Below are 19,595 nucleotides of genomic sequence, written 5' to 3' on the forward strand. Positions count from 1 at the left end.
CACGCGGCGAAACCGTGTCCTGCGTCACTTGAACGCCGAGACCATACCCGGGAGTAGGGCCGCGCTCATAGGCTGGCGCGCATGACGGTCTCCTTCGCACTGCTGCTGCTCGGTGTCGTCGCCGCCGTCGCGGCCCCGCGGCTGATGTCGCGCGCCGACTGGCGGGAGCGGGAGCCCGTGGTGGCCCTGTGGGTGTGGCACTGCGTCGTGGCCGCCGTGCTGCTGTGCTTCGGCCTGTCGATGACGTTCAGCGCGGCCGCCGCGTGGAAGGCGGTACGGGGCCAGATCTTCGCACCGGCCCCGCACGGCGTGGTGGAGGCGTACGCCCTCGCCGCGTACGGGCCCTGGTCCGCGGTCATCGCGGTGCTGCTGGCGTGCGGCGGGGCGTGGACGGCGGCGATGCTGACCCGGGAGATCCGCGATGCGCGCAGGCGGCGCGGGCAGCGACGCGCGGACCTGCTGGTGCGGGCGCCGCTGCTGCCCGGCGAGGAGCCCGGCGGCGACCGGCTCGTCGTACTGGAGGGTGAACGCCTGGACGCGTGGTGGCTCCCCGGCGCCACGCCCCGACTGGTCGTCACCACGGCCGCGTTGCGGCGCCTGAAGGGCCACCAGCTCGACGCCGTGCTGGCCCACGAACAGGGTCACGTGAGGGCCAGGCACGACTGGCTGCTGCACTGCGCGTCCGCTCTGGCGGTCGGCTTTCCGCAGGTTCCGGTGTTCGCGGCGTTCCGCGACGAGATGCACCGGCTGGTGGAGCTGGCCGCCGACGACGTGGCGTCCCGGCGCTTCGGCCGGCTGACGATCGCCCTGGCCCTGGTCGAACTCAACGAGGACCGAGGGGTGTTCGGCCCGTGTCCGACCCCGCACGCCGAGCTGCCGCAGCGCGTCGACCGGCTGCTCGCGGCGGCGCCCCGGCTCACCGCGGGCCGCCGGCTGCGGCTGACGGCCGCCGCCTCGCTCGTGCCCGTCGTACCGCTGCTGGTGGCGTTCGGGCCGGGGCTCAGCGCGCTGGGTTAGCCGCACGACGGAGGAGGGGGGTTGGCCCCCGGCGTCGGCGGTGGGCGAGGATCTTTCCATGCGCTCCTCCCCGTACGCCCCGCCGTCCCGCCCCGCCCGTCCCGCGTTCACACGCGCGGCACTCGTCCTCACCGGTCTGTGCGTCGCCCTGCTGCTGCTCGTCGTCACCGAGTGGCGTCCGCTCGTCTCGTTCGACCGCACGGTCGGGGACGCGCTGCACGACTCGGCCGTCGGGCACCCCGCCGTCACGCGGACCAACCGGATCCTGTCGGACTGGGTGTGGGACCCGTGGACCATGCGTGCGCTGGTGGCCGTCGTCTGTGTGTGGCTGATCCGGCGCGGGGAGCGGCTGCTGGCGCTGTGGATCGCCGTCACCAGTGCGGTCGGCGCGCTCGTACAGCAAAGCCTCAAGGCGGCGGTCGGCCGCGAGCGGCCGGTGTGGCCGGACCCGGTCGACTCGGCCCACTTCTCGGCATGGCCGTCCGGCCACGCGATGACCGCGATGGTCACCTGCGGACTGCTCGTGTGGGTGCTGGGGCTGCTCGGCACGGCCCCCCGGCTGCGGATCGCCGTGCTGGTCGTGGGGACGGTGTCCTGGATCGGCGTCGGCCTCACCCGAGTCTATCTGGGCGTGCACTGGGTGTCGGACGTGCTGGGCGGCTGGCTGCTGGGAGCGGCCGTCGTGGCGCTCTCGACGGTGGCGTACGGTCGTTGGACCGCTTCCCGGGAAGGATCGTCCGCATGACCGTCAAGGGCGCGCTCTTCGACTTCTCCGGCACGCTGCTCAGGATCGAACCGACCGAGATGTGGCTGCGCGCGGTCCTCGACGCGCGGGGCGTGTCCGTTCCGCCGGACGACTTCGCGCGGTACGCCGCACGGCTGGAGGAGGCCGGGGCACTGCCCGGCGGCGCCCCTCCGCGGCGCGTTCCGCCGCGTCTGGCCGAGCTGTGGGCGACGCGCGACGTGAGCGCCGAGCGCCATCGCGCGGCGTACACGGGCCTCGCCCGCCAGGTCGCCCTGCCCGACGACGGGTTGTACGACGCCCTGTACGAGCGCCACATGACGCCGGCGGCCTGGCGCCCGTATCCGGACGCCGCCGAGGTGCTCGGGGAACTGCGGCGGCGGGGCGTCGCCGTCGCCGTCGTCAGCAACATCGGCTGGGACCTGCGGCCGGTCTTCCGGGCGCACGGCCTCGACCGGTGGGTGGACGCGTACGTGCTGTCGTACGAGCACGGCATCCAGAAGCCGGACCCGAGGCTGTTCGCTCTGGCCTGCGAGGCGATCGGTCACGACCCGTGCGACGTCCTGATGGTCGGCGACAGCCGGCCCGCCGACGGCGGCGCGGCGGAACTGGGGTGCGCCGTGCACTTCGTGGACCACCTGCCGGCCGACGAGCGGCCCGCGGGGCTCCGCCCGGTGCTGCGGCTCTTGGGCTGAGGCGCGCGGCAGACGCAGGGCATGGCTGGCCGTCTGTATCCGGCGGTCCCCCGCGCCGCCGGATACAGACGGCCAGCCCACGACGGACCCGTGAAGCGCCTGTCGTGGGACCACTGAGTATATTGGCTCCGGGCCAGTCAACGCAGGAGTTACAGGATGTCCCCGCGCAGCGCATCGGTCAATGAAGAATTGCGTCGCCGTTCCCGGGAACGGCTGTTGCAGGCGACCGTGGAGCTCGTCGGGGAGCGCGGATACGAGGCGACGACGCTCGGCGACATCGCGGACCGGGCCGGCTCGGCGCGCGGACTGATCTCGTACTACTTCCCGGGCAAGAGGCAGTTGCTCCAGTCGGCCGTTCACCGTCTGATGAACCGCACGCTGGAAGCGGCCCTGGCGCGCGAGCCGCGCACCGAGGACGGCCGGGAACCGCTGGCTCGCGCGATCGACGCCGTACTCGGCCTCGCGTGCGACCACCCGGTGCTCATGCGCACCCACATGGCGGGCATCCTGCAGGCCGAGGGCTTCGTACGGTGTCCCGAACAGCAGCGGCTCGCGGAACTGCTGCGAGGCGCCGTGGCCCGCTACGGATCGCCGGACGTGGACGCCGACTATCCGCTGCTGCGCGCCCTGCTGATGGGCGCGGTGTTCGCCCTCCTGCTGCCGGGAGCGCCGATGCCGCTCGCCAGCCTGCGCGCCGAACTGTTCCAGCGGTACGGGCTGGACTGGGAGCTCGGCGTGCCGCCGGGCGGAGAACCGCCCGGCGGCACCCGTACACGCATCGTGGGTCAGCGGCGGTAGTCGGGCTGCGTCTGCACGTTGAGCTCGTGCAGCCGGACCTTCTTGGCGCCGTCGGTGCGCTTGTCGTTGAGCTTCAGTACGTCGAAGCCCTTGGCCATGTCGTTCGAGTAGATGTAGCCGTTGTAGTAGTACGCCGACCAGGAGCCGGCGGTGACCGCGGAGGTGTCGCTGACGGGGCCGCGCTCGAAGAACGCGATCTCCTCGGGCTTGGCCGAGTCGGTGAAGTCCCAGACCGAGACTCCACCCTGGTACCAGGCCTGGACCATGATGTCCTTGCCCTTGACCGGGATCAGCGAGCCGTTGTGGGCGACGCAGTTCTCGGTGGGGGCCTGGTGGCGGTCGATCTTGAAGTAGCTCCTGAAAACCAGCTTGCGCTTGTCTCCCTTGCCGGTGATGTCGTAGATGCCGTCGGCGCCGCGCGTGGGGCCGGTGGCCTCGTTGCAGGTGGCGCCGACGCCGCCGCCGAGCTCGTCGGTGAAGACGACCTTGTCGGCCTTCTGGTTGAAGGTCGCCGAGTGCCAGAACGCGAAGTTGACGTTGTCCTGGACGCGGTCGATGACCCGCGGCTTCTCCGGGTCCTCGATGTCGAAGATGATGCCGTCACCCATGCAGGCGCCGGCGGCCAGGTCCTTCGAGGGCAGCACGGTGATGTCGTGGCAGCCGGTGGTCTTGGAGACGCCCGGGTTGGTGGGCGCGCCCGGGTTGCCGCCGTCCGGGAAGAGCACCGGGAAGTCGACGATCGCGGAGTTCTCCGGGGCGCGGCGCGGCACCTTGATGACGGAGATGCCGTCGTGCGGAGGCTTGCAGTCCGGGAACGTGTCGCTCGGCGAGTACGAGGAGACGTACACGTAGATGTCGCGGCGCTCGGGCACCAGGGTGTGCGTGTGCGAGCCGCAGGCGGTCTCGACGGCGGCGACGTACTGCGGGTTGCTCTTGTCGCTGATGTCGAAGATCTTCATGCCCTCCCAGGAGGACTTCTCCGTCGCGGGCTGCGACGTGCTCGCGCACGAGTTGTCGTTGCGCGAGGAGTCCGTGGAGAGGAAGAGCAGGTCGCCGGAGACGGAGATGTCGTTCTGCGCACCGGGACACAGCACCTGGGAGACCGTCTTCGGAGCCTTCGGGTTGCTGATGTCGAAGATCCGGAAGCCGTCGTAGTTGCCGGCGAAGGCGTACTTGCCCTGGAACGCCAGGTCCGAGTTGGTTCCCTTGATGGCGTCCTTGGGCACGTTCGCCACATGCTCGATGTTCTTGCTGTGGACGATCTCGTCCACGCCCGGTATCTCGCCGCTCTCGATGGCGGCCCTGGCTTCCGCCTGCTGCGAGGTGGTCAGGCTCTTCTTCTTCGCGGGCGCGTCTCCCGGGTCGGGGGTCGCGGCCGCGGGGCCCGCCGTCAGCAGCGTGGCGATCAGCCCTGCCGCGGCTGTTGCCACGCCCAGGCGTCTGCGCCGCACGCGGGTGATGTGCAACGAGGTCACTGCGTCCTCCCTTGTGTCCGTTCTTAGTTGAACGGTTCATACACCCCGGCAGTATCGTCGTTTGCATGCACATCTCAACAGATGGCAACGAAGACGTGATGAAAGTTTTTGATCAGTGGCGTGCACAAGCGTGCTAAGAACGGACATCAATCACCCCATGTGCCCCAGGAGGTCGCCGTGTTGATCCGCCCTCAGACCACGCGCGCCCGCGGACCCCGGATCGCCCGCGCGGCCGTCCCGGTCGCGTGGGCCGCGGTCGCCGTCCTGGGGCTCGGCGCGTGCGATTCGGGCGGCGGGGCCCACGCGCCGAACACGAAGGCGGGCGGGGGCCCTTCGGTGGTCGCGCCGGGGAAGCCGGGCGAGCCGGCGAAGACCATGTCGGCCGAGGAGGCGGCGAAGTCACTGCCCGACGGCTCGCCCAACGGGGCGGACTACCGCTACGCGCACATGATGATCGAGCACCACGGCCAGGCGCTGGTGATGACGGAACTCGCCCCGAAGCGGGCCCGGTCCACGCAGGTCAAGCGCCTCGCCGAGCGGATCGCGGCGGCCCAGCGTCCGGAGATCGACGCGATGCGGGGCTGGCTCGGCAACAACGACGGCGACAAGCACAAGAGCGGGCACGACCACACGGCGATGCCGGGGATGGCCACCGGCAAGGAGCTCGCGCGGTTGCGCGAGGCCGAGGGCAAGGACTTCGACCGGCTCTTCCTGACGTTGATGACCGTGCACCACGAGGGCGCGGTGACCATGGCGACCGAGGTGCTCGCGCAGGGGAACAACGTCCAGGTCGAGGAGATGGCGACGGACGTGATCGCGCAGCAGAGCGCCGAGATCGGCCGGATGCGCGACATGCGGTAGCCGCGGCGGGGCGCCTAGCGGCGGTGGTGGCGGGGCGACAGGTGCCCCTCGTCGCGCGCGCCGGCGATCAGCCTCAGCGACCGGCGCCTGCTGCGCCCCGTCGCGCACATCACCGCCAGCACCGGATCCTGCCCCGCCTGCTGCGCGGCCCGGTACGCCTCGGCGGCGATGCGTCGCCCGGCGCGGCCGCCGGGCCAGGCCGGGCGGGCCCGCCCGGCGGGCGGCTGCTTCTGCTCGGGTACCGCTTCGGCGGCCGCCCCAGGGGCCTCGGCGACCACGCGGCAGCCGCCGCCCAGCGGCCCTTCGACCCATGCGGCGGCCACCGTGAAGCCGTCGAGCGGCAGGTCCGCGCGTACCTCCTCCACCGTGATCCGCTGGGCGGACATCGCGGCCAGGACGTCGATCGTGGCGCCGTCGGCGAAGGTGAGGCGGACGTTGAACCAGGCGGGCCGTTCCGGCGCAGCCGCATTCGGTTCATAATGGTTGTTAACGTTAAAAAAGGTACTTTCCAGCACGGTGAGAAGATAACCCCACCTCGCGCGGGGCCCGCCACGGCGCGCACGCGGGACGCTGCAAGGCACTCCCTCAGAGCATCTCCCCCGGTCCGCCGATCGGTGCCATGCTGGAGGCCCTTGCGGGAAGGAGCCCCCGCCGTGCTTCGTGTCGCAGTGATCGGTTCAGGCCCCAGCGGGGTCTACGCCGCACAGTCCCTCGTACAGCAGGACGCGGTGCCGGACGTGCGGGTGCACGTGCTGGACCGGCTGCCCTGTCCGTACGGACTGGTCCGGTACGGCGTGGCCCCGGACCACGAGAAGATCAAGTCGCTCCAGGGCAGTTTGCGCACCGTTCTCGAGCACGAGCGGATCACCTTCGTCGGCCATGCCGAGGTGGGCGCCGCCGGCCTCACCCGCGCACGGCTGCTGGAGCTGTACCACGCCGTGGTGTACTGCGTCGGCGCGGCGACCGACCGCAGGCTCGGCATTCCGGGCGAGGACCTGCCCGGGAGCTGTTCGGCCACCGACTTCGTCTCCTGGTACAGCGCGCACCCGGACGCGTCCGCGAACGGTTTCGCGCTGGGCGCGCGTTCGGCCGTGGTCATCGGCGTGGGCAATGTGGCGGTCGACGTGGCCAGGATCCTGGCGCGCGGCGCGCACGAGCTGCTGGACACGGACGTGCCCCAGCCGGCGCTCGACGTGCTGGCGGACAGCCGGGTGCGCGACGTGCACGTGGTCGGCCGACGCGGCCCCTCGCAGGCGAAGTTCACCACCAAGGAGCTGCGGGAGCTGGGCACGCTCCCGGACGCCGGTGTGGTCGTACGTCCCGAGGAGCTCGCCCTGGATCCGGCGTACGCCGATCCCGAGTCGGCCGCCGCGGTGGCCCTGCCCGCCGTGAACCGGCGCAACGTGGAAGTGCTGAGGGCCTGGGCCGCGGGGGGCGGCGAGGAGCGGGCGCGCCGCGTCCGGCTGCGGTTCTTCCTGCGGCCGGTGGAGGTGCTGGAGGCGGACGGACGGGCGGCGGGGGTGCGCTTCGAGCGCACGGTGCCGGACGGCGCCGGCGGCGTACGCGGCACGGGCGCCTACGAGGACATCGAGGCGCAGCTCGTGCTGCGCTCGGTCGGCTACCGGGGGGCTCCGCTCGCCGGGCTGCCGTTCGACGAGGGCAACGGCACGGTGCCGCACGCCGCGGGGCGTGTGCTGCGGGACGGCACGACGTCGCCGGGCGAGTACGTGGCGGGCTGGATCAAGCGGGGGCCCACCGGCGTCATCGGCACCAACCGGCCGTGCGCCAAGGAGACGGTCGCCTCGCTGCTCGCGGACGCGCCGGCGCTCGCCGCGCGCCCGGTCGCGGACGACCCGCTCGCCGCGCTGCGGGAGTCGGGGGTCCGTCCGGTGGTGTGGAACGACTGGCGCGCGATCGAGGCGGCGGAGGCGGCGCTGGGCGTCTCGCTGGGCCGCCGTTCGGTGAAGCTGCACGACTGGGCGGGGCTGCTGGCGGCCGCGCACGGGGGCGGCTGAGGGGGCGTGGCGCGCTCTCTGCCTCGGCGCCCCTGCCGCTCAGCCACCCGGGCCGCTCAGTCGTCGGTGCCGAGCCGGTCCGCCTCCAGCGCGGCCGCTTCCAGGACGCGTTCGATGAGGCCCGGGAAGAGCGCGTCCAGGTCCTCGCGGCGCAGCCCGTTGAGTTTGGCGGTACCCCGGTAGGCCTGGCGGATCACACCGCTCTCCCGCAGGACGCGGAAGTGGTGGGTGGTCGTCGACTTGGTCACGGGAAGGGTGAAGTACGAGCAGGCCAGGTCGGCCTCGGCCACCGCCATCTCGCGCACGATGAGCAGACGCATCGGGTCGGAGAGCGCGTGCAGCACCCCTTCGAGACGGATCTCGTCGCGCGTGGGGTGCGCGAGTTCACGCGTGCTCGTGGCGGTGGTCACGGCGTCTCCAGTTCGTCCGGGGAACCCATTGTACGACGCTCTTCGTAATTACAGCCGTTGGCGGGCGGGTGCGGCGCGCGCACCGCACCCGCCCGGCCCGCGAAACCTCAGATCGCCCACCGGTACTGGTCGGGCGTGTGCACCTCGCCGCCCAGTTCGCGTGCCGCGTGGAGGGCGAACGAGGGGTCGCGCAGCAGCTCCCGGCCGAGCAGCACGGCGTCCGCCCGGCCGTCGGCAAGGATCTTCTCGGCCTGCACCGGGTCGGTGATCAGGCCGACCGCGGCGACCGGCAGGCCGGTCTCGGTACGGACCCGCTCGGCGAACGGCACCTGGTAGCCGGGGCCGACGGGGATCCGCGCGCCGGGCGCGAGCCCGCCGGTCGAGACGTCGAGGAGGTCGACGCCGTGTGCCCGCAGTTCGCGGGCGAGGCGGACGGTGTCGTCGCCGGTCCAGCCGGTCCGCTCGTCCTCGTCGTTCTCGCTCAGCCAGTCGGTGGCGGAGACGCGGAAGAACAGCGGCAGATCCTCGGGCCACACGGCCCGCACCGCGTCCACGACCTCCAGGGCGAAGCGCGTGCGGTTCTCGAAGGAGCCGCCGTACTCGTCGGTGCGGTGGTTGCTGTGCGGGGAGAGGAACTCGCCGATCAGGTAGCCGTGGGCGCCGTGGATCTCGACCACCTTGAAGCCGGCGGCGAGGGCGCGCCGCGCCGCGTCGGCGAACTGGCCGACGACTTCCTTGATCTGATCCGTCGTGAGTGATGTGGGCACCGCGTGGCTCTCGTCGTACGCCGACGCGCTGGGGGCGACGGGCTGCCACGCCTCGGGTCCCGTGACCAGGGCCGCCCCGCCGCGCCAGGGGCGGTCCGTCGACGCCTTGCGTCCGGCGTGCGCCAGCTGGATGCCGGGGACCGTGCCCTGGCTCTCCAGGAACGACGCGACGCGGCTGAGGGCCTCGGCCTGACGGTCGTTCCAGATCCCGAGGTCGGCGGGGCTGATCCGGCCCTCGGGGCTCACCGCCGTGGCCTCGACCAGGATCAGACCGGTGCCGCCGGCGGCGCGGGCGCCGTAGTGGGCGAGGTGCCAGTCGTGCGCCACTCCGGCGTTCGGCCCGAACACCTCCGCGCTGTACTGGCACATGGGCGCCATCCAGACCCGGTTGGGAATGGTCAGCGAACGCAGGGTGTAGGGCTCGAAGAGGGCACTCACGAGAAGGACTCCGTTTCAGCCGGGGGCAGCCGGATCGATGCGCTTAGTACGATACACACCGTACTACGACGACCGTGAAATTACGAAGCCCTTCGTACAAGGCGGACCCGGGTCAGCCCCCGAAGGGCGTGCCGGGCAGCCCCCGGCCCGCGTCCGGAAGGACCAGCAGGGAGCCGGAGAGGGGATGCGGGTGAGCGAGGCCGGTGCGGGCCGTGGTGACGTACAGGTCGCGCAGGTCCGCGCCGCCGAAGGCGCAGGCCGTGGGGCGGCGCACGGGAAGCGCGAAGACCCGGTCGAGCCGGCCGTCCGGTGTGTAGCGGCGGACGGCCGCGCCGTCCCAGAGCGCCACCCACACGCAGCCGTCCGCGTCGACGGTCAGCCCGTCCGGGTAGCCCGCCCCCTCCTCCACCGTCACCCACGCGCGCCGGTTCACCGCGCGCTCACCGGCCATGTCGAAGACGTCGACGCGACGGGTCGGCGAGTCGGCGTAGTACATGAGGCGCCCGTCGGGGCTCCACCCCGTGCCGTTGCTTACGGCGGCGGACACCGCCCGCGTCGCCCTGCCGTCCGGTGCTATCCGGGTCAGACCGCCGCCGCCGGGCGCCTCGTCGTACCGCATGGTGCCCGCCCACAGCGCCCCGTCGGGTGCCACGGCCGCGTCGTTGCCGCGGCGGCCGGGCGCGGGGTCGCGCACCAGCCAGGAGAAGGCCGGGCCGGGCCCGTACAGCCCCACGCCGTCACGGAGGTTGACGACCAGGCCGCCGCCCGCCCGCGGCTTGGCCGCGCCGACGTGCTGTTCGGTGGCCATGACCGTACGGCGGCCGCTCACCGGGTCGTACGTGTGGACCCGCGCGGACAGGATGTCCACCCAGATCAGCCGGCCGGCCGCCGCGTCCCAGGTCGGCCCCTCGCCCAGCGACGCCCGCTCGCGCACCGCGACGCGTACGGCCCCGGATGTCACGACCGGACCCGGTGGCCCAGGCGGACGGACAGGTCGGCCGCGCCCTTGGCCGCCAGCTCGGCCAGCTCGGCCTCCCGCGCCTCGTTCCAGCGGATCATGGGCACCGAGATGGAGAGCGCGGCCACGACCCGCCCCGCGCTGTCGCGCACCGGCGCGGCCACACAGCTCACGTCCGGGTTCGACTCCCGGTGCTCGAACGCCAGGCCGCGCTCCCGGATCTGGGCGAGGGCGGTGCGCAGTTCGTCCGGATCGGTGATGCTGTTGGGTGTCATGGCGGCGAACGACCGGCCGTCGACCCGTGCTTCGAGCTCCGCCTCCGGCAGTGAGGCGAGCAGCATCTTGCCGACGGAAGTGCAGTGGGCGGGAAGCCTGCGGCCGGCGGCGGAGACCATCCGGACCGCGTGCGTGGAGTCCACCTTCGCGATGTAGATGACGTCGGCGTCCTCCAGGATGGCGACGTGCACGGTCTCGTCGCAGGTCTCGGCCACCTCACGGGCCACCTGCTGCCCCTCCGCCGCGAGGTCGAGCTGTTCGGCGTACCGGCTGCCGAGCTGGTACGTGCGCACCCCCAGCCGGTAGCGGCCGGGCTGGTCGGGCACGGGCACCACGTAGGAGCGCGCGGCGAGCGTGGTGAGCAGCTCGTGCACGGTCGTGCGGGGCAGTTGGAGCTTGCGTGTGACGTCGGGCGCGGACAGGGTGCCGTCCCCCTCCAGGAACAGCTCCAGTATGTCCAGCGACCTCGTCACCGCCGGGACCAGTCGTCCCATGATCGGCCACCCACCCCTTCCGTTCGAAACTCCGACCATTGGCCGGTATGACGAACACAGGCTAACCACAGGCCGGTTCGCTCGGCAATGGGCAGCGCTTCACCCTGCGCGAGCCATTGACACCCCCGGGAGCCGCTGATTACGGTCACGCCAGCATTTCGAACGTGTGACGAAATCTCGAACACTTCCGAGGGGCAACTGCCTTGCGTATTACGGGAATCACCACCCATGTCGTCGGGACACCCTGGCGCAATCTCACCTATGTCGTCGTCCACACGGACGAAGGCCTCACCGGCGTCGGAGAGACCCGGATGCTCGGTCGCACCGACGCGCTGCTCGGCTACCTCCGCGAGGCGGAGGCCAACCACATCGCGGGGTCCGACCCGTTCGCCGTCGAGGACCTGGTGCGCCGCATGAAGTACGGCGACTACGGGCGGGCCGGCGAGATCGTCATGTCGGGCATCGCCGTCGTGGAGATGGCCTGCTGGGACATCAAGGGCAAGGCGCTCGGCGTACCGGTCTGGCAGCTGCTCGGCGGCAAGGTCACCGACAAGGTCAAGGCGTACGCCAACGGCTGGTACACCACGGAACGCACTCCCGAGGCGTACCACAACGCCGCGCGGGCGGTCGTCGAGCGGGGCTATCGCGCACTGAAGATCGACCCGTTCGGGACCGGGCACTACGAACTCGACCAGGCCGCCACGCGGTACGCGGTGTCGCTGATCGAGGCCGTACGGGACGCGATCGGCCCGGACGCCGAGCTCATGCTGGAGATGCACGGCCGCTTCTCCCCCGCCACGGCGGTGCGGCTGGCGCACGAGCTGGCGCCCTTCCGGCCGGCGTGGCTGGAGGAACCGGTCCCGCCGGAGAACCTCAAGGCGCTGGAGAAGGTCGCCGCCAAGGTGGACATGCCCGTCGCCACCGGAGAGCGCGTCCACGACCGGATCGAGTTCCGCGAACTGTTCGAGTCCCAGGCGGCCGACATCATCCAGCCGGACCTCGGCCACATCGGCGGCATCCTGGAGGCGCGCAAACTCGCCGCGACCGCCGAGACCCACTACGTGCAGATCGCGCCGCACAACGTGGGCGGTTCCGTCCTGACCGCCGCGAGCCTCCAACTGGCTGCCTGCACACCCAACTTCAAGATCCTGGAGCACTTCAACGACTTCGCCGACGCGGAGATCAAGAAGGTGGTGCGGGGAGCGCCCGAGGTGGTCGACGGCTACTTCGCGGTGTCCCACGCCCCGGGTCTGGGCGTCGAGCTCGACGTGGACGCCGCCGCCGAATTCCCACAGCAGCAGGCGCGGTTCGACCTGTGGGCCGAGGGCTGGGAGCGGAGGAAACCGAAGTGAACAGCCGGTCGGTCGTGATCGAGCGGCCCGGCGAGCACCGGCTGGAATCCGGCCCCCCGCCCGAGCCCGGGCCCGGCGAGGTGCGGCTGCGGGTGGCCGCCGCCGGGATCTGCATGAGCGACCGGGAGGTGTACGACGGCCATCGCGACGCGGGGTACGTGCGCTATCCGGTGGTTCCCGGGCACGAGTGGTCCGGGACGGTGGACGCGGTGGGCGTGGGCGTCGACGCGGGGCTGGTGGGGCGCGGGGCGGTGGCCGAGGGGTTCCGCAACTGCGGCATCTGCCGGCGGTGCCGGAGCGGCGACACGTCGCTGTGCGCGGCGGGGTACGACGAGACGGGCTTCACCCGGCCCGGCGCCTTCGCCGACCATGTCGTCGTACCGGCCCGGCTGTTGCATCCGCTCGCCGACGACGCGGACCTGCGGGCCGCGGCGCTGCTGGAGCCGGCCGCCGTGGTGGCCGCCGCCGTACGGGCGGGGCGGGCGGAGGCGGGCGAGCGGGTGGCCGTGGTGGGGGCGGGGACGCTCGGGCTGCTGGCGGTACAGCTGCTGGCCGCCGGGAGCCCCGGGGAGCTGGCGGTCGTGGACCCGCGTGCGGAACGGGGGGCACGGGCACTGGAGTTCGGGGCGAGCGAAGCCTTCGCTCCGCGGGAGGCGGCCGAACTGGCGGGCCGGTACGACCTGGTGGTCGAGACCGCCGGAGCGCCCTCCACCGCCGCGTCGTCGTGCCTGCTGGCCCGGCGGGGCGGCCGGGTGGTCCTCACCGGGATGTTCACGCCGGGGGCGACGGGGATCGATCCGGTGCACCTGTCGCTGAGCCAGCTCACCGTGCGGTCCGTGTTCGGGGCCCCGTCGTCGGCGTGGTCGTTCGCCGTGCGGGCGTTCGGGGCCGGCCTGATCGACCCCGGGCCGCTGATCACGCACGAGTTCCCCCTGGAGGGGTTCGCCGACGCGGTGGCGCTCGTCGGCGGCGGCGATCCGAAGACCGGGAAGGTGCTGCTCCGCCCGTAGGGGCGGCCGGGGAGCGCGCTCTCCCCGCCGCCCCCGGCGGGGCGGCCTCGTCGTACCCACCCGCCCGAACTTCGTCCGAAATACCGAACACCAGCATCGAGGAGTCTCGTGACAGCCCGCTCGACCCCCCGCCGCCCCGGCGCCGAAGCCCTCGCCCGCATCGGGCACCGGGCGCCGGACGACCACCCCGCCGACGCCTCCCCGCACACCTTCCCCGACGGCGGCACCTGGCGCACCGAGGTCCCGTCCGTGGAAGGTCCCGAGGCACTCGCCGCCGTTCTGAAGGAGAGCGCGCGCCTCGACGTACCCGTCCACCGCATCAGCCAGGGCAGCGGCGTCTGGATGCTCACCGACGCCGACATCACCGAGATGGTGGATTCCTGCGCCGAACGCGACGTCGAGCTCTGCCTGTTCACCGGACCGCGCGGCACCTGGGACATCGGCGCCGCAACCCGCACCGACTCGGGCGGGGCCGGGCTGCGGGCCCGTGGCCACGACGCGCTCGCCGGGTGCGTCGAGGACGCCCTGCGGGCGACCGCGCTCGGCGTGAGGTGCCTGCTCGTCGCCGACGAGGGGGTGCTGTGGACGCTGCACCGGCTGCGCGCCGACGGTCTGCTGCCCGCCGACACCACCCTCAAGGTGTCCGCGCTGATCGGCCCGGTCAATCCCGCGTCGTACGCCGTCTACGAGCGGCTCGGCGCCGACTCCGTCAACATCCCCTCCGACCTTGCGCTCACCCACTTCACCGAGATCCGCCGGGCCAGCCGCGCGCCGATGGACCTCTACGTGGAGGCGCCCGACGACCTCGGCGGCTACATCCGCATGTACGAGACGGCCGAGCTGATCCGGCGCGGCGCGCCCCTCTACCTCAAGTTCGGCCTGTCGAAGTCCCCCGGCATCTACCCGTACGGCGCGCAGATGCGCGACACCGCCCTGGCCGGCGCCCGTGAGCGCGTACGCCGCGGCCGTCTCGTACTCGATCTGCTCGCCCGGCACGGCGCCGACGGCGGGATGTCCCCGCTCGGCTCCCGGCTTCCCGGCCCCCTGCACCGCTTCCCGACCACGACCACCGCCGTCCCCACCCCCGCGAAGGACTGATCCGTCATGATGCGACGCACCTACCGGGCCGCGACCGCCCTCACCGCCACCGCGCTCGCCCTCTCCCTCGCCGCCTGCGGGCAGAACGCCGAGGGCGGCAGCAAGGAGAAGAAGTCCGCCGGCAACGGCACGATCGGCATAGCGATGCCCACGAAGTCCTCGGAGCGGTGGATCGCCGACGGCGACAACATGGTCGAGCAGTTCGAGAAGCTCGGCTACAAGACGGACCTCCAGTACGGCGAGGACGACGTCGACCAGCAGGTCTCGCAGATCGAGAACATGATCACCAAGGGCGTGGACGTGCTGGTCGTCGCCGCCATCGACGGCCGCGCCCTGGGCGACGTACTGCGCCAGGCCGCCGACCAGGGCGTCAAGGTGATCAGTTACGACCGCCTCATCCTCGGCACCCCGAACGTCGACTACTACGCCTCCTTCGACAACGAGAAGGTCGGCGTCCTGCAGGCGACGTACATCATCGACAAGCTCGGGCTGAAGGACGGCGGCGAGAAGGGGCCGTTCAACATCGAGCTGTTCGCCGGCTCGCCCGACGACAACAACACCGGCTACTTCTTCCAGGGCGCCTGGAAGACCCTGAAGCCGTACATCGACAGCAGGCAGGTCGTCGTACGGAGCGGCCAGACCAAGCTCGACCAGGTCACGACGCTGCGCTGGGACGGCGGGACCGCGCAGAAGCGCATGGACGACCTGCTGACCAAGGCGTACGGCTCCGAGGACGTGGACGCGGTCCTCTCCCCGTACGACGGCATCTCCATCGGCATCCTGTCCGCGCTCAAGTCGGACGGTTACGGCACGGCGGCCAAGCCGTACCCCGTCGTCACCGGTCAGGACGCCGAGGTCGCGTCGGTCAAGTCGATCATCGCGGGGCAGCAGACGCAGACCGTCTACAAGGACACCCGGGCGCTGGCCAAGCAGGCCGTGCAGATGGCCGACGCCGTGCTGAACGACAAGAAGCCCGAGGTCAACGACACGAAGACGTACGACAACGAGAAGAAGGTCGTGCCGGCCTTCCTCCTCGACCCGGTCAGCGTCGACAAGAGCAACTACCGGTCCGTCCTGGTCGACTCCGGCTACATCAAGGCGAGCGACCTGTGACGGCGGGCCCGGCGCCCGCGTCGCCACCCGTCCTGGAGATGCGCTCGATCGTCAAGACGTTCCCCGGCGTGAAGGCGCTCTCCGACGTGACGCTGACCGTGGCGCGCGGCGAGGTGCACGCCGTGTGCGGGGAGAACGGCGCCGGCAAGTCGACGCTGATGAAGGTCCTCAGCGGCGTGCATCCGCACGGGAGTTACGAGGGGGACATCCTCTTCGACGGCGAACACTGCGCGTTCAAGGACATCCGGGCCAGCGAGGCGCACGGCATCGTGATCATCCACCAGGAGCTGGCCCTGGTGCCGTACCTCTCCCTCGCCGAGAACATCTTCCTCGGCAACGAGCACGCGCGGCGCGGGGTCATCAGCTGGAACGAGACGCTGAAGCACGCGGCGGCCCTCCTGCGGCGGGTGGGCCTGCGCGAGCATCCGCAGACCCGCGTCGCGGACATCGGGGTCGGCAAGCAGCAGCTCGTGGAGATCGCGAAGGCGCTGGCCAAGGAGGTGAAGCTGCTGATCCTCGACGAGCCGACGGCCGCGCTCAACGACGCGGACTCGGCCCAGCTCCTGCGGCTGATCGGGGAGCTGAAGGAACAGGGCATCACCTCGATCATCATCTCCCACAAGCTCAACGAGATCGCGGCGGTCGCCGACTCGGTCACCATCCTGCGCGACGGGCGGACCATCGAGACACTGAACGTCGGGGCCCCGGAGACCACCGAGGAGCGGATCATCCGGGGCATGGTCGGCCGCGACCTCGACCATCGCTTCCCGGAGCGGACCCCGTACGAAGGAGATCCCGGCGCCCGGCCCGCGCTCGAAGTCCGCGACTGGACCGTGCACCACCCGATCGACCAGCAGCGCAAGGTCGTCGACGGGGTGTCCCTGCACGTCCGGCGGGGCGAGATCGTGGGCGTCGCGGGGCTGATGGGAGCCGGCCGCACGGAACTCGCGATGAGCGTCTTCGGACGGTCGTACGGCAGGAACATCAGCGGCACCGTCCTCAAGGACGGCGAGGAGATCCGGACCAGGACCGTCCCCGAGGCGATCGGCCACGGCATCGCGTACGTCACCGAGGACCGCAAGCACTACGGCCTCAACCTCATCGACACCATCGGCCGCAACATCACCCTCAGCGCCCTGCCGAAGGTGGCGCGGCGCGGCGTCGTCGACGAGCACGAGGAGACCCGCGTCGCCGAGTCGTACCGGCGCAGCATGAACATCAAGGCGCCGACCGTCTTCGAGCAGGTCGGACGGCTCTCCGGCGGCAACCAGCAGAAGGTCGTCCTCAGCAAGTGGATCTTCGCGGGGCCCGATGTGCTGATCCTCGACGAGCCGACCCGGGGCATCGACGTGGGCGCGAAGTTCGAGATCTACAGCGTGATCGACCGCCTCGCCGCCGAGGGCAAGGCCGTCGTCTTCATCTCCTCCGAACTCCCCGAACTGCTCGGCATGTGCGACCGCGTCTACACGATGTCCGCCGGCCGGCTGACCGGCGAGATCGCGCGCGCGGACGCGACCCAGGAAGTACTGATGCGCCACATGACCATGGACAAGAGGTAAGTGATGGGCAGCCCGGTCACCACCGAGAAGCCGGAGCGGCACACCGCTCCGCCCGGACCGCGCGGTTCCGCGGTCAGCACGCTGCTGCTGGACACCATGCGCCGCAACATGCGCCAGTACGGCATGCTCATCGCCCTCGCGCTGATCGTCGTGCTCTTCGCGATCTGGACCGACGGCGTACTCCTGCAGCCGAACAACGTGACCAATCTGGTCCTCCAGAACAGCTACATCCTGGTCCTCGGCATCGGCATGATGATCGTCATCATCTCGGGGCACATCGACCTCTCGGTCGGCTCGCTCGCCGCGTTCGTCTCCGCCGCGTGCGCGGTGATGATGGTCGAGCACGACGTGCCGTGGGTGCTCGCCACCGTGATCGCGCTGGCCATCGGGGCCCTCGCCGGGGCCTGGCAGGGCTTCTGGATCGCGTACGTCGGCATCCCGTCGTTCATCGTGACGCTGGCCGGCATGCTGCTCTTCCGGGGCGGTACGCAGATCTTCCTCGGCTCGCGGTCCATCGGCCCGTTCCCCGAGGGCTTCCAGAAGATCTCCACGGGGTACCTCCCGTCCCTCGGCCCGGACACCAACTACCACAACCTCACCCTGCTGCTGGGGCTCGGGCTGCTCGTCTTCGCGCTGGCGCAGGAAGTGCGCGACCGGCGCAGGCAGCTGAGTTACGAGCTGGACGTGCTGCCGCGCTCCCTGTTCCTCGCCAAGTGCGTGGCCATGGCGGCGGCCGTTCTCGCGTTCACCCTGACGCTGGCCAGCTACCGGGGCGTGCCCGTGGTGCTCCTGCTGCTCGCGGTGCTGCTCATCGGCTTCGGGTTCGTGATGCGCAACGCGGTCGTCGGCCGGCACGTGTACGCGCTCGGCGGCAACCAGGCGGCGGCGAAGCTGTCGGGCGTCAAGGACAAGCGCGTCACCTTCCTGGTGTTCGTGAACATGGGCGTGCTCGCCGCCCTGGCCGGGGTCGTGTACGCGGCCCGGCTCAACGCGGGCGTACCGCAGGCCGGGGTCAACTTCGAACTGGAGGCGATCGCGGCGGCGTTCATCGGCGGCGCGTCGATGAGCGGCGGCGTCGGCACGGTCTTCGGCGCGATCATCGGCGGTCTGGTGCTGGGCGTGCTGAACAACGGCATGTCGCTGGTCGGCATCGGCACCGACTACCAGCAGGTCATCAAGGGACTGGTGCTGCTGGCGGCGGTCGGGTTCGACGTGTGGAACAAGCGCAAGGTCGGTTCGTAACTCCGTGCACCACCTTCCTGAGGAGTCGTAGAGATGAGCACGAGCAGACGCACGGTACTGGCGGGCGCGGCGGCGGGCGTGGCGGCCGCCGGGCTGGCGGGGGCGGGGACGGCCCACGCCGCGTCCGGCGCGAAGCCCCCCGCACGGGAGCTCTTCGGCCGGCTGGCCGACGGCACGAAGGTGTACCGCTGGACCGTCGCCAACGGCGGCACCCGGCTGAAGGTCCTCTCGTACGGCGGCATCGTCCAGTCCCTGGAGATCCCGGACCGCCGCGGCGCGACGGCGAACGCCTCGCTGGGCTTCGGCAACCTCGACGACTACGTCGCCCGGTCGCCGTACTTCGGCGCGCTGATCGGTCGCTACGGCAACCGCGTCGCGAAGGGCCGGTTCACTCTCGACGGGCGCACCTACCAGCTTCCCGTGAACGACGGCCCGAACAGCCTGCACGGCGGCGACAAGGGCTTCGGCAAGCAGGTGTGGGACGTGGAGCCCTTCAGCCGGGGATCGGACCGGGGGCTCGTCCTCAGGCGGATCAGTCCGGACGGCGAGATGGGCTACCCCGGCACGCTGAAGGTGAAGGTCACGTACATGCTGACCGCACGGGGCGCCTGGCGGATCGACTACGAGGCCACCACGGACCGCGCGACGGTCGCCAACCTCACCAGCCACACCTACTTCAACCTCGCGGGCGAGGGCAGTGGCTCCGTCGACGGCCACACGCTGGAGATGGCCGCCGCCCGCTACACGCCCGTCGACGCCACGCTCATACCGACCGGCGAGCTGGCGCGCGTCTCGGGAACGCCGTTCGACTTCCGTCGGGCGAGGACGATCGGCGAGCGGGCCCGGACGCCGCACCAGCAGGTGCTGTACGGGAAGGGGCTCGACCACAACTGGGTGCTGGACAAGGGCGTCACGACCGTTCCCGGGTACGCTCTCACGCTCGCCGATCCCGGGTCGGGACGGGTGATGAAGATGTACACGACCGAGCCGGGCATGCAGTTCTACAGCGGCAACTTCCTCGACGGCACGCTCGCGGGAACGTCCGGGCGGCTGTACCGCCAGGGCGACGGGCTGTGCCTGGAGTCGCAGCACTTCCCCGACTCCCCCAACCAGCCGTCGTTCCCCTCGACGGTGCTGCGCCCGGGAACGACGTACCGCTCCACCACGGTGCACACGTTCTCCGCGCGCTGACGACGCACGCCGAAGCCCCCTGCCGTCGGCGAATTCCAGGGGTCGTTGCAACACAAGTGATCAACTGGCTGTGGCCAGGAGCTT

The 19,595-nt window shown here is 71.4% G+C and carries 19 protein-coding genes; 13 read left to right on the forward strand and 6 right to left on the reverse strand.

Going from position 1 to position 19,595, the window contains the following annotated elements; all coding sequences use genetic code 11:
* Positions 1-81 precede the first annotated feature (81 nt).
* From IE185_RS13460 to IE185_RS13475, 4 genes are all read left to right on the forward strand, one after another.
* Positions 82-1,017, forward strand: a complete 936-nt coding sequence (locus IE185_RS13460) for a M56 family metallopeptidase (protein WP_138898504.1) — start codon at positions 82-84, stop codon at positions 1,015-1,017.
* Between the two features lie 58 nt (positions 1,018-1,075).
* Positions 1,076-1,762 (forward strand): phosphatase PAP2 family protein, encoded by a 687-nt coding sequence (locus tag IE185_RS13465; protein WP_189715182.1) that lies wholly within the window; start codon positions 1,076-1,078, stop codon positions 1,760-1,762.
* Entirely contained in the window at positions 1,759-2,454 is a 696-nt protein-coding gene (locus IE185_RS13470) for an HAD family hydrolase (protein WP_138897898.1), read from the forward strand. Before IE185_RS13465 ends, IE185_RS13470 begins: the two co-directional genes overlap by 4 nt.
* A gap of 156 nt (positions 2,455-2,610) precedes the next feature.
* A complete protein-coding gene (locus IE185_RS13475) occupies positions 2,611-3,252 on the forward strand; it encodes a TetR/AcrR family transcriptional regulator (RefSeq protein ID WP_138897897.1) in 642 nt (213 codons plus the stop codon).
* Here the strand turns inward: IE185_RS13475 and IE185_RS13480 are convergent.
* Positions 3,240-4,727: an LVIVD repeat-containing protein gene (locus tag IE185_RS13480; protein WP_138897896.1), complete on the reverse strand. Its 1,488-nt coding sequence runs from the start codon at positions 4,725-4,727 to the stop codon at positions 3,240-3,242. The genes IE185_RS13475 and IE185_RS13480 overlap by 13 nt on opposite strands.
* A gap of 177 nt (positions 4,728-4,904) precedes the next feature.
* On the opposite strand from IE185_RS13480, the gene IE185_RS13485 reads away from it, so the two are divergent.
* Positions 4,905-5,588, forward strand: a complete 684-nt coding sequence (locus IE185_RS13485; protein WP_138897895.1) for a DUF305 domain-containing protein — start codon at positions 4,905-4,907, stop codon at positions 5,586-5,588.
* Between the two features lie 14 nt (positions 5,589-5,602).
* Here the strand turns inward: IE185_RS13485 and IE185_RS13490 are convergent, their stop codons facing one another.
* Positions 5,603-6,103 (reverse strand): DUF6214 family protein, encoded by a 501-nt coding sequence (locus IE185_RS13490; protein WP_138897894.1) that lies wholly within the window; start codon positions 6,101-6,103, stop codon positions 5,603-5,605.
* A gap of 138 nt (positions 6,104-6,241) precedes the next feature.
* Between IE185_RS13490 and IE185_RS13495 the strand changes: the two genes are divergently transcribed.
* The gene (locus tag IE185_RS13495; RefSeq protein WP_189715184.1) at positions 6,242-7,603 is read left to right on the forward strand and encodes an FAD-dependent oxidoreductase; all 1,362 of its coding nucleotides are present in this window, start codon (positions 6,242-6,244) and stop codon (positions 7,601-7,603) included.
* Between the two features lie 56 nt (positions 7,604-7,659).
* Here IE185_RS13495 and IE185_RS13500 read toward each other — a convergent pair whose 3' ends face one another.
* The 4 genes from IE185_RS13500 to IE185_RS13515 form a co-directional block, all read right to left on the reverse strand.
* On the reverse strand, positions 7,660-8,013 hold the full coding sequence (locus IE185_RS13500) for an ArsR/SmtB family transcription factor (protein WP_138898271.1): 354 nt from the start codon (positions 8,011-8,013) through the stop codon (positions 7,660-7,662).
* A gap of 107 nt (positions 8,014-8,120) precedes the next feature.
* Positions 8,121-9,218: an NADH:flavin oxidoreductase/NADH oxidase gene (locus IE185_RS13505; protein WP_138898270.1), complete on the reverse strand. Its 1,098-nt coding sequence runs from the start codon at positions 9,216-9,218 to the stop codon at positions 8,121-8,123.
* 112 nt (positions 9,219-9,330) lie between these two features.
* Positions 9,331-10,179, reverse strand: a complete 849-nt coding sequence (locus IE185_RS13510) for an SMP-30/gluconolactonase/LRE family protein (protein ID WP_138898269.1) — start codon at positions 10,177-10,179, stop codon at positions 9,331-9,333.
* The gene (locus IE185_RS13515; protein ID WP_138898268.1) at positions 10,176-10,946 is read right to left on the reverse strand and encodes an IclR family transcriptional regulator; all 771 of its coding nucleotides are present in this window, start codon (positions 10,944-10,946) and stop codon (positions 10,176-10,178) included. The genes IE185_RS13510 and IE185_RS13515 overlap by 4 nt, the downstream gene beginning before the upstream one ends.
* Before the next feature lie 203 nt (positions 10,947-11,149).
* On the opposite strand from IE185_RS13515, the gene IE185_RS13520 reads away from it, so the two are divergent.
* The 7 genes from IE185_RS13520 (at position 11,150) to IE185_RS13550 (ending at position 19,511) form a co-directional block, all read left to right on the forward strand.
* Entirely contained in the window at positions 11,150-12,298 is a 1,149-nt protein-coding gene (locus IE185_RS13520) for a mandelate racemase/muconate lactonizing enzyme family protein (RefSeq protein ID WP_138898267.1), read from the forward strand.
* Positions 12,295-13,308 carry a zinc-dependent alcohol dehydrogenase gene (locus IE185_RS13525; RefSeq protein ID WP_189715186.1) on the forward strand — a complete coding sequence of 338 codons (1,014 nt, stop codon included), beginning with the start codon at positions 12,295-12,297 and terminating at the stop codon, positions 13,306-13,308. The genes IE185_RS13520 and IE185_RS13525 overlap by 4 nt, the downstream gene beginning before the upstream one ends.
* Positions 13,309-13,416: 108 nt before the next feature.
* Positions 13,417-14,406 carry a hypothetical protein gene (locus tag IE185_RS13530; protein WP_189715188.1) on the forward strand — a complete coding sequence of 330 codons (990 nt, stop codon included), beginning with the start codon at positions 13,417-13,419 and terminating at the stop codon, positions 14,404-14,406.
* A gap of 6 nt (positions 14,407-14,412) precedes the next feature.
* Complete coding sequence (gene chvE, locus IE185_RS13535; protein ID WP_138898669.1) at positions 14,413-15,519, forward strand: multiple monosaccharide ABC transporter substrate-binding protein; 1,107 nt, start codon at positions 14,413-14,415, stop codon at positions 15,517-15,519.
* A gap of 38 nt (positions 15,520-15,557) precedes the next feature.
* Positions 15,558-17,078, forward strand: a complete 1,521-nt coding sequence (gene mmsA / locus IE185_RS13540; RefSeq protein WP_138898670.1) for a multiple monosaccharide ABC transporter ATP-binding protein — start codon at positions 15,558-15,560, stop codon at positions 17,076-17,078.
* Positions 17,079-17,081: 3 nt separating this feature from the next.
* Positions 17,082-18,320: a multiple monosaccharide ABC transporter permease gene (gene mmsB, locus IE185_RS13545; RefSeq protein ID WP_138898668.1), complete on the forward strand. Its 1,239-nt coding sequence runs from the start codon at positions 17,082-17,084 to the stop codon at positions 18,318-18,320.
* Between the two features lie 33 nt (positions 18,321-18,353).
* A complete protein-coding gene (locus IE185_RS13550; RefSeq protein ID WP_189715190.1) occupies positions 18,354-19,511 on the forward strand; it encodes an aldose epimerase family protein in 1,158 nt (385 codons plus the stop codon).
* Positions 19,512-19,595: the final 84 nt, after the last annotated feature.

This window comes from Streptomyces chryseus (assembly GCF_014650755.1).
In the GTDB taxonomy this organism is placed as follows: domain Bacteria; phylum Actinomycetota; class Actinomycetes; order Streptomycetales; family Streptomycetaceae; genus Streptomyces; species Streptomyces chryseus.

Excerpts from the sequence above, each read along its gene's own strand:
- IE185_RS13460 (WP_138898504.1), top strand. The coding sequence starts at position 82 with ATGACGGTCTCCTTCGCACTGCTGCTGCTCGGTGTCGTCGCCGCCGTC.
- IE185_RS13465 (WP_189715182.1), top strand. The coding sequence starts at position 1,076 with ATGCGCTCCTCCCCGTACGCCCCGCCGTCCCGCCCCGCCCGTCCCGCG.
- IE185_RS13470 (WP_138897898.1), top strand. The coding sequence starts at position 1,759 with ATGACCGTCAAGGGCGCGCTCTTCGACTTCTCCGGCACGCTGCTCAGG.
- IE185_RS13475 (WP_138897897.1), top strand. The coding sequence starts at position 2,611 with ATGTCCCCGCGCAGCGCATCGGTCAATGAAGAATTGCGTCGCCGTTCC.
- IE185_RS13515 (WP_138898268.1), bottom strand. The coding sequence starts at position 10,946 with ATGGGACGACTGGTCCCGGCGGTGACGAGGTCGCTGGACATACTGGAG.
- chvE (WP_138898669.1), top strand. The coding sequence starts at position 14,413 with ATGATGCGACGCACCTACCGGGCCGCGACCGCCCTCACCGCCACCGCG.
- mmsA (WP_138898670.1), top strand. The coding sequence starts at position 15,558 with ATGCGCTCGATCGTCAAGACGTTCCCCGGCGTGAAGGCGCTCTCCGAC.
- mmsB (WP_138898668.1), top strand. The coding sequence starts at position 17,082 with ATGGGCAGCCCGGTCACCACCGAGAAGCCGGAGCGGCACACCGCTCCG.
- IE185_RS13550 (WP_189715190.1), top strand. The coding sequence starts at position 18,354 with ATGAGCACGAGCAGACGCACGGTACTGGCGGGCGCGGCGGCGGGCGTG.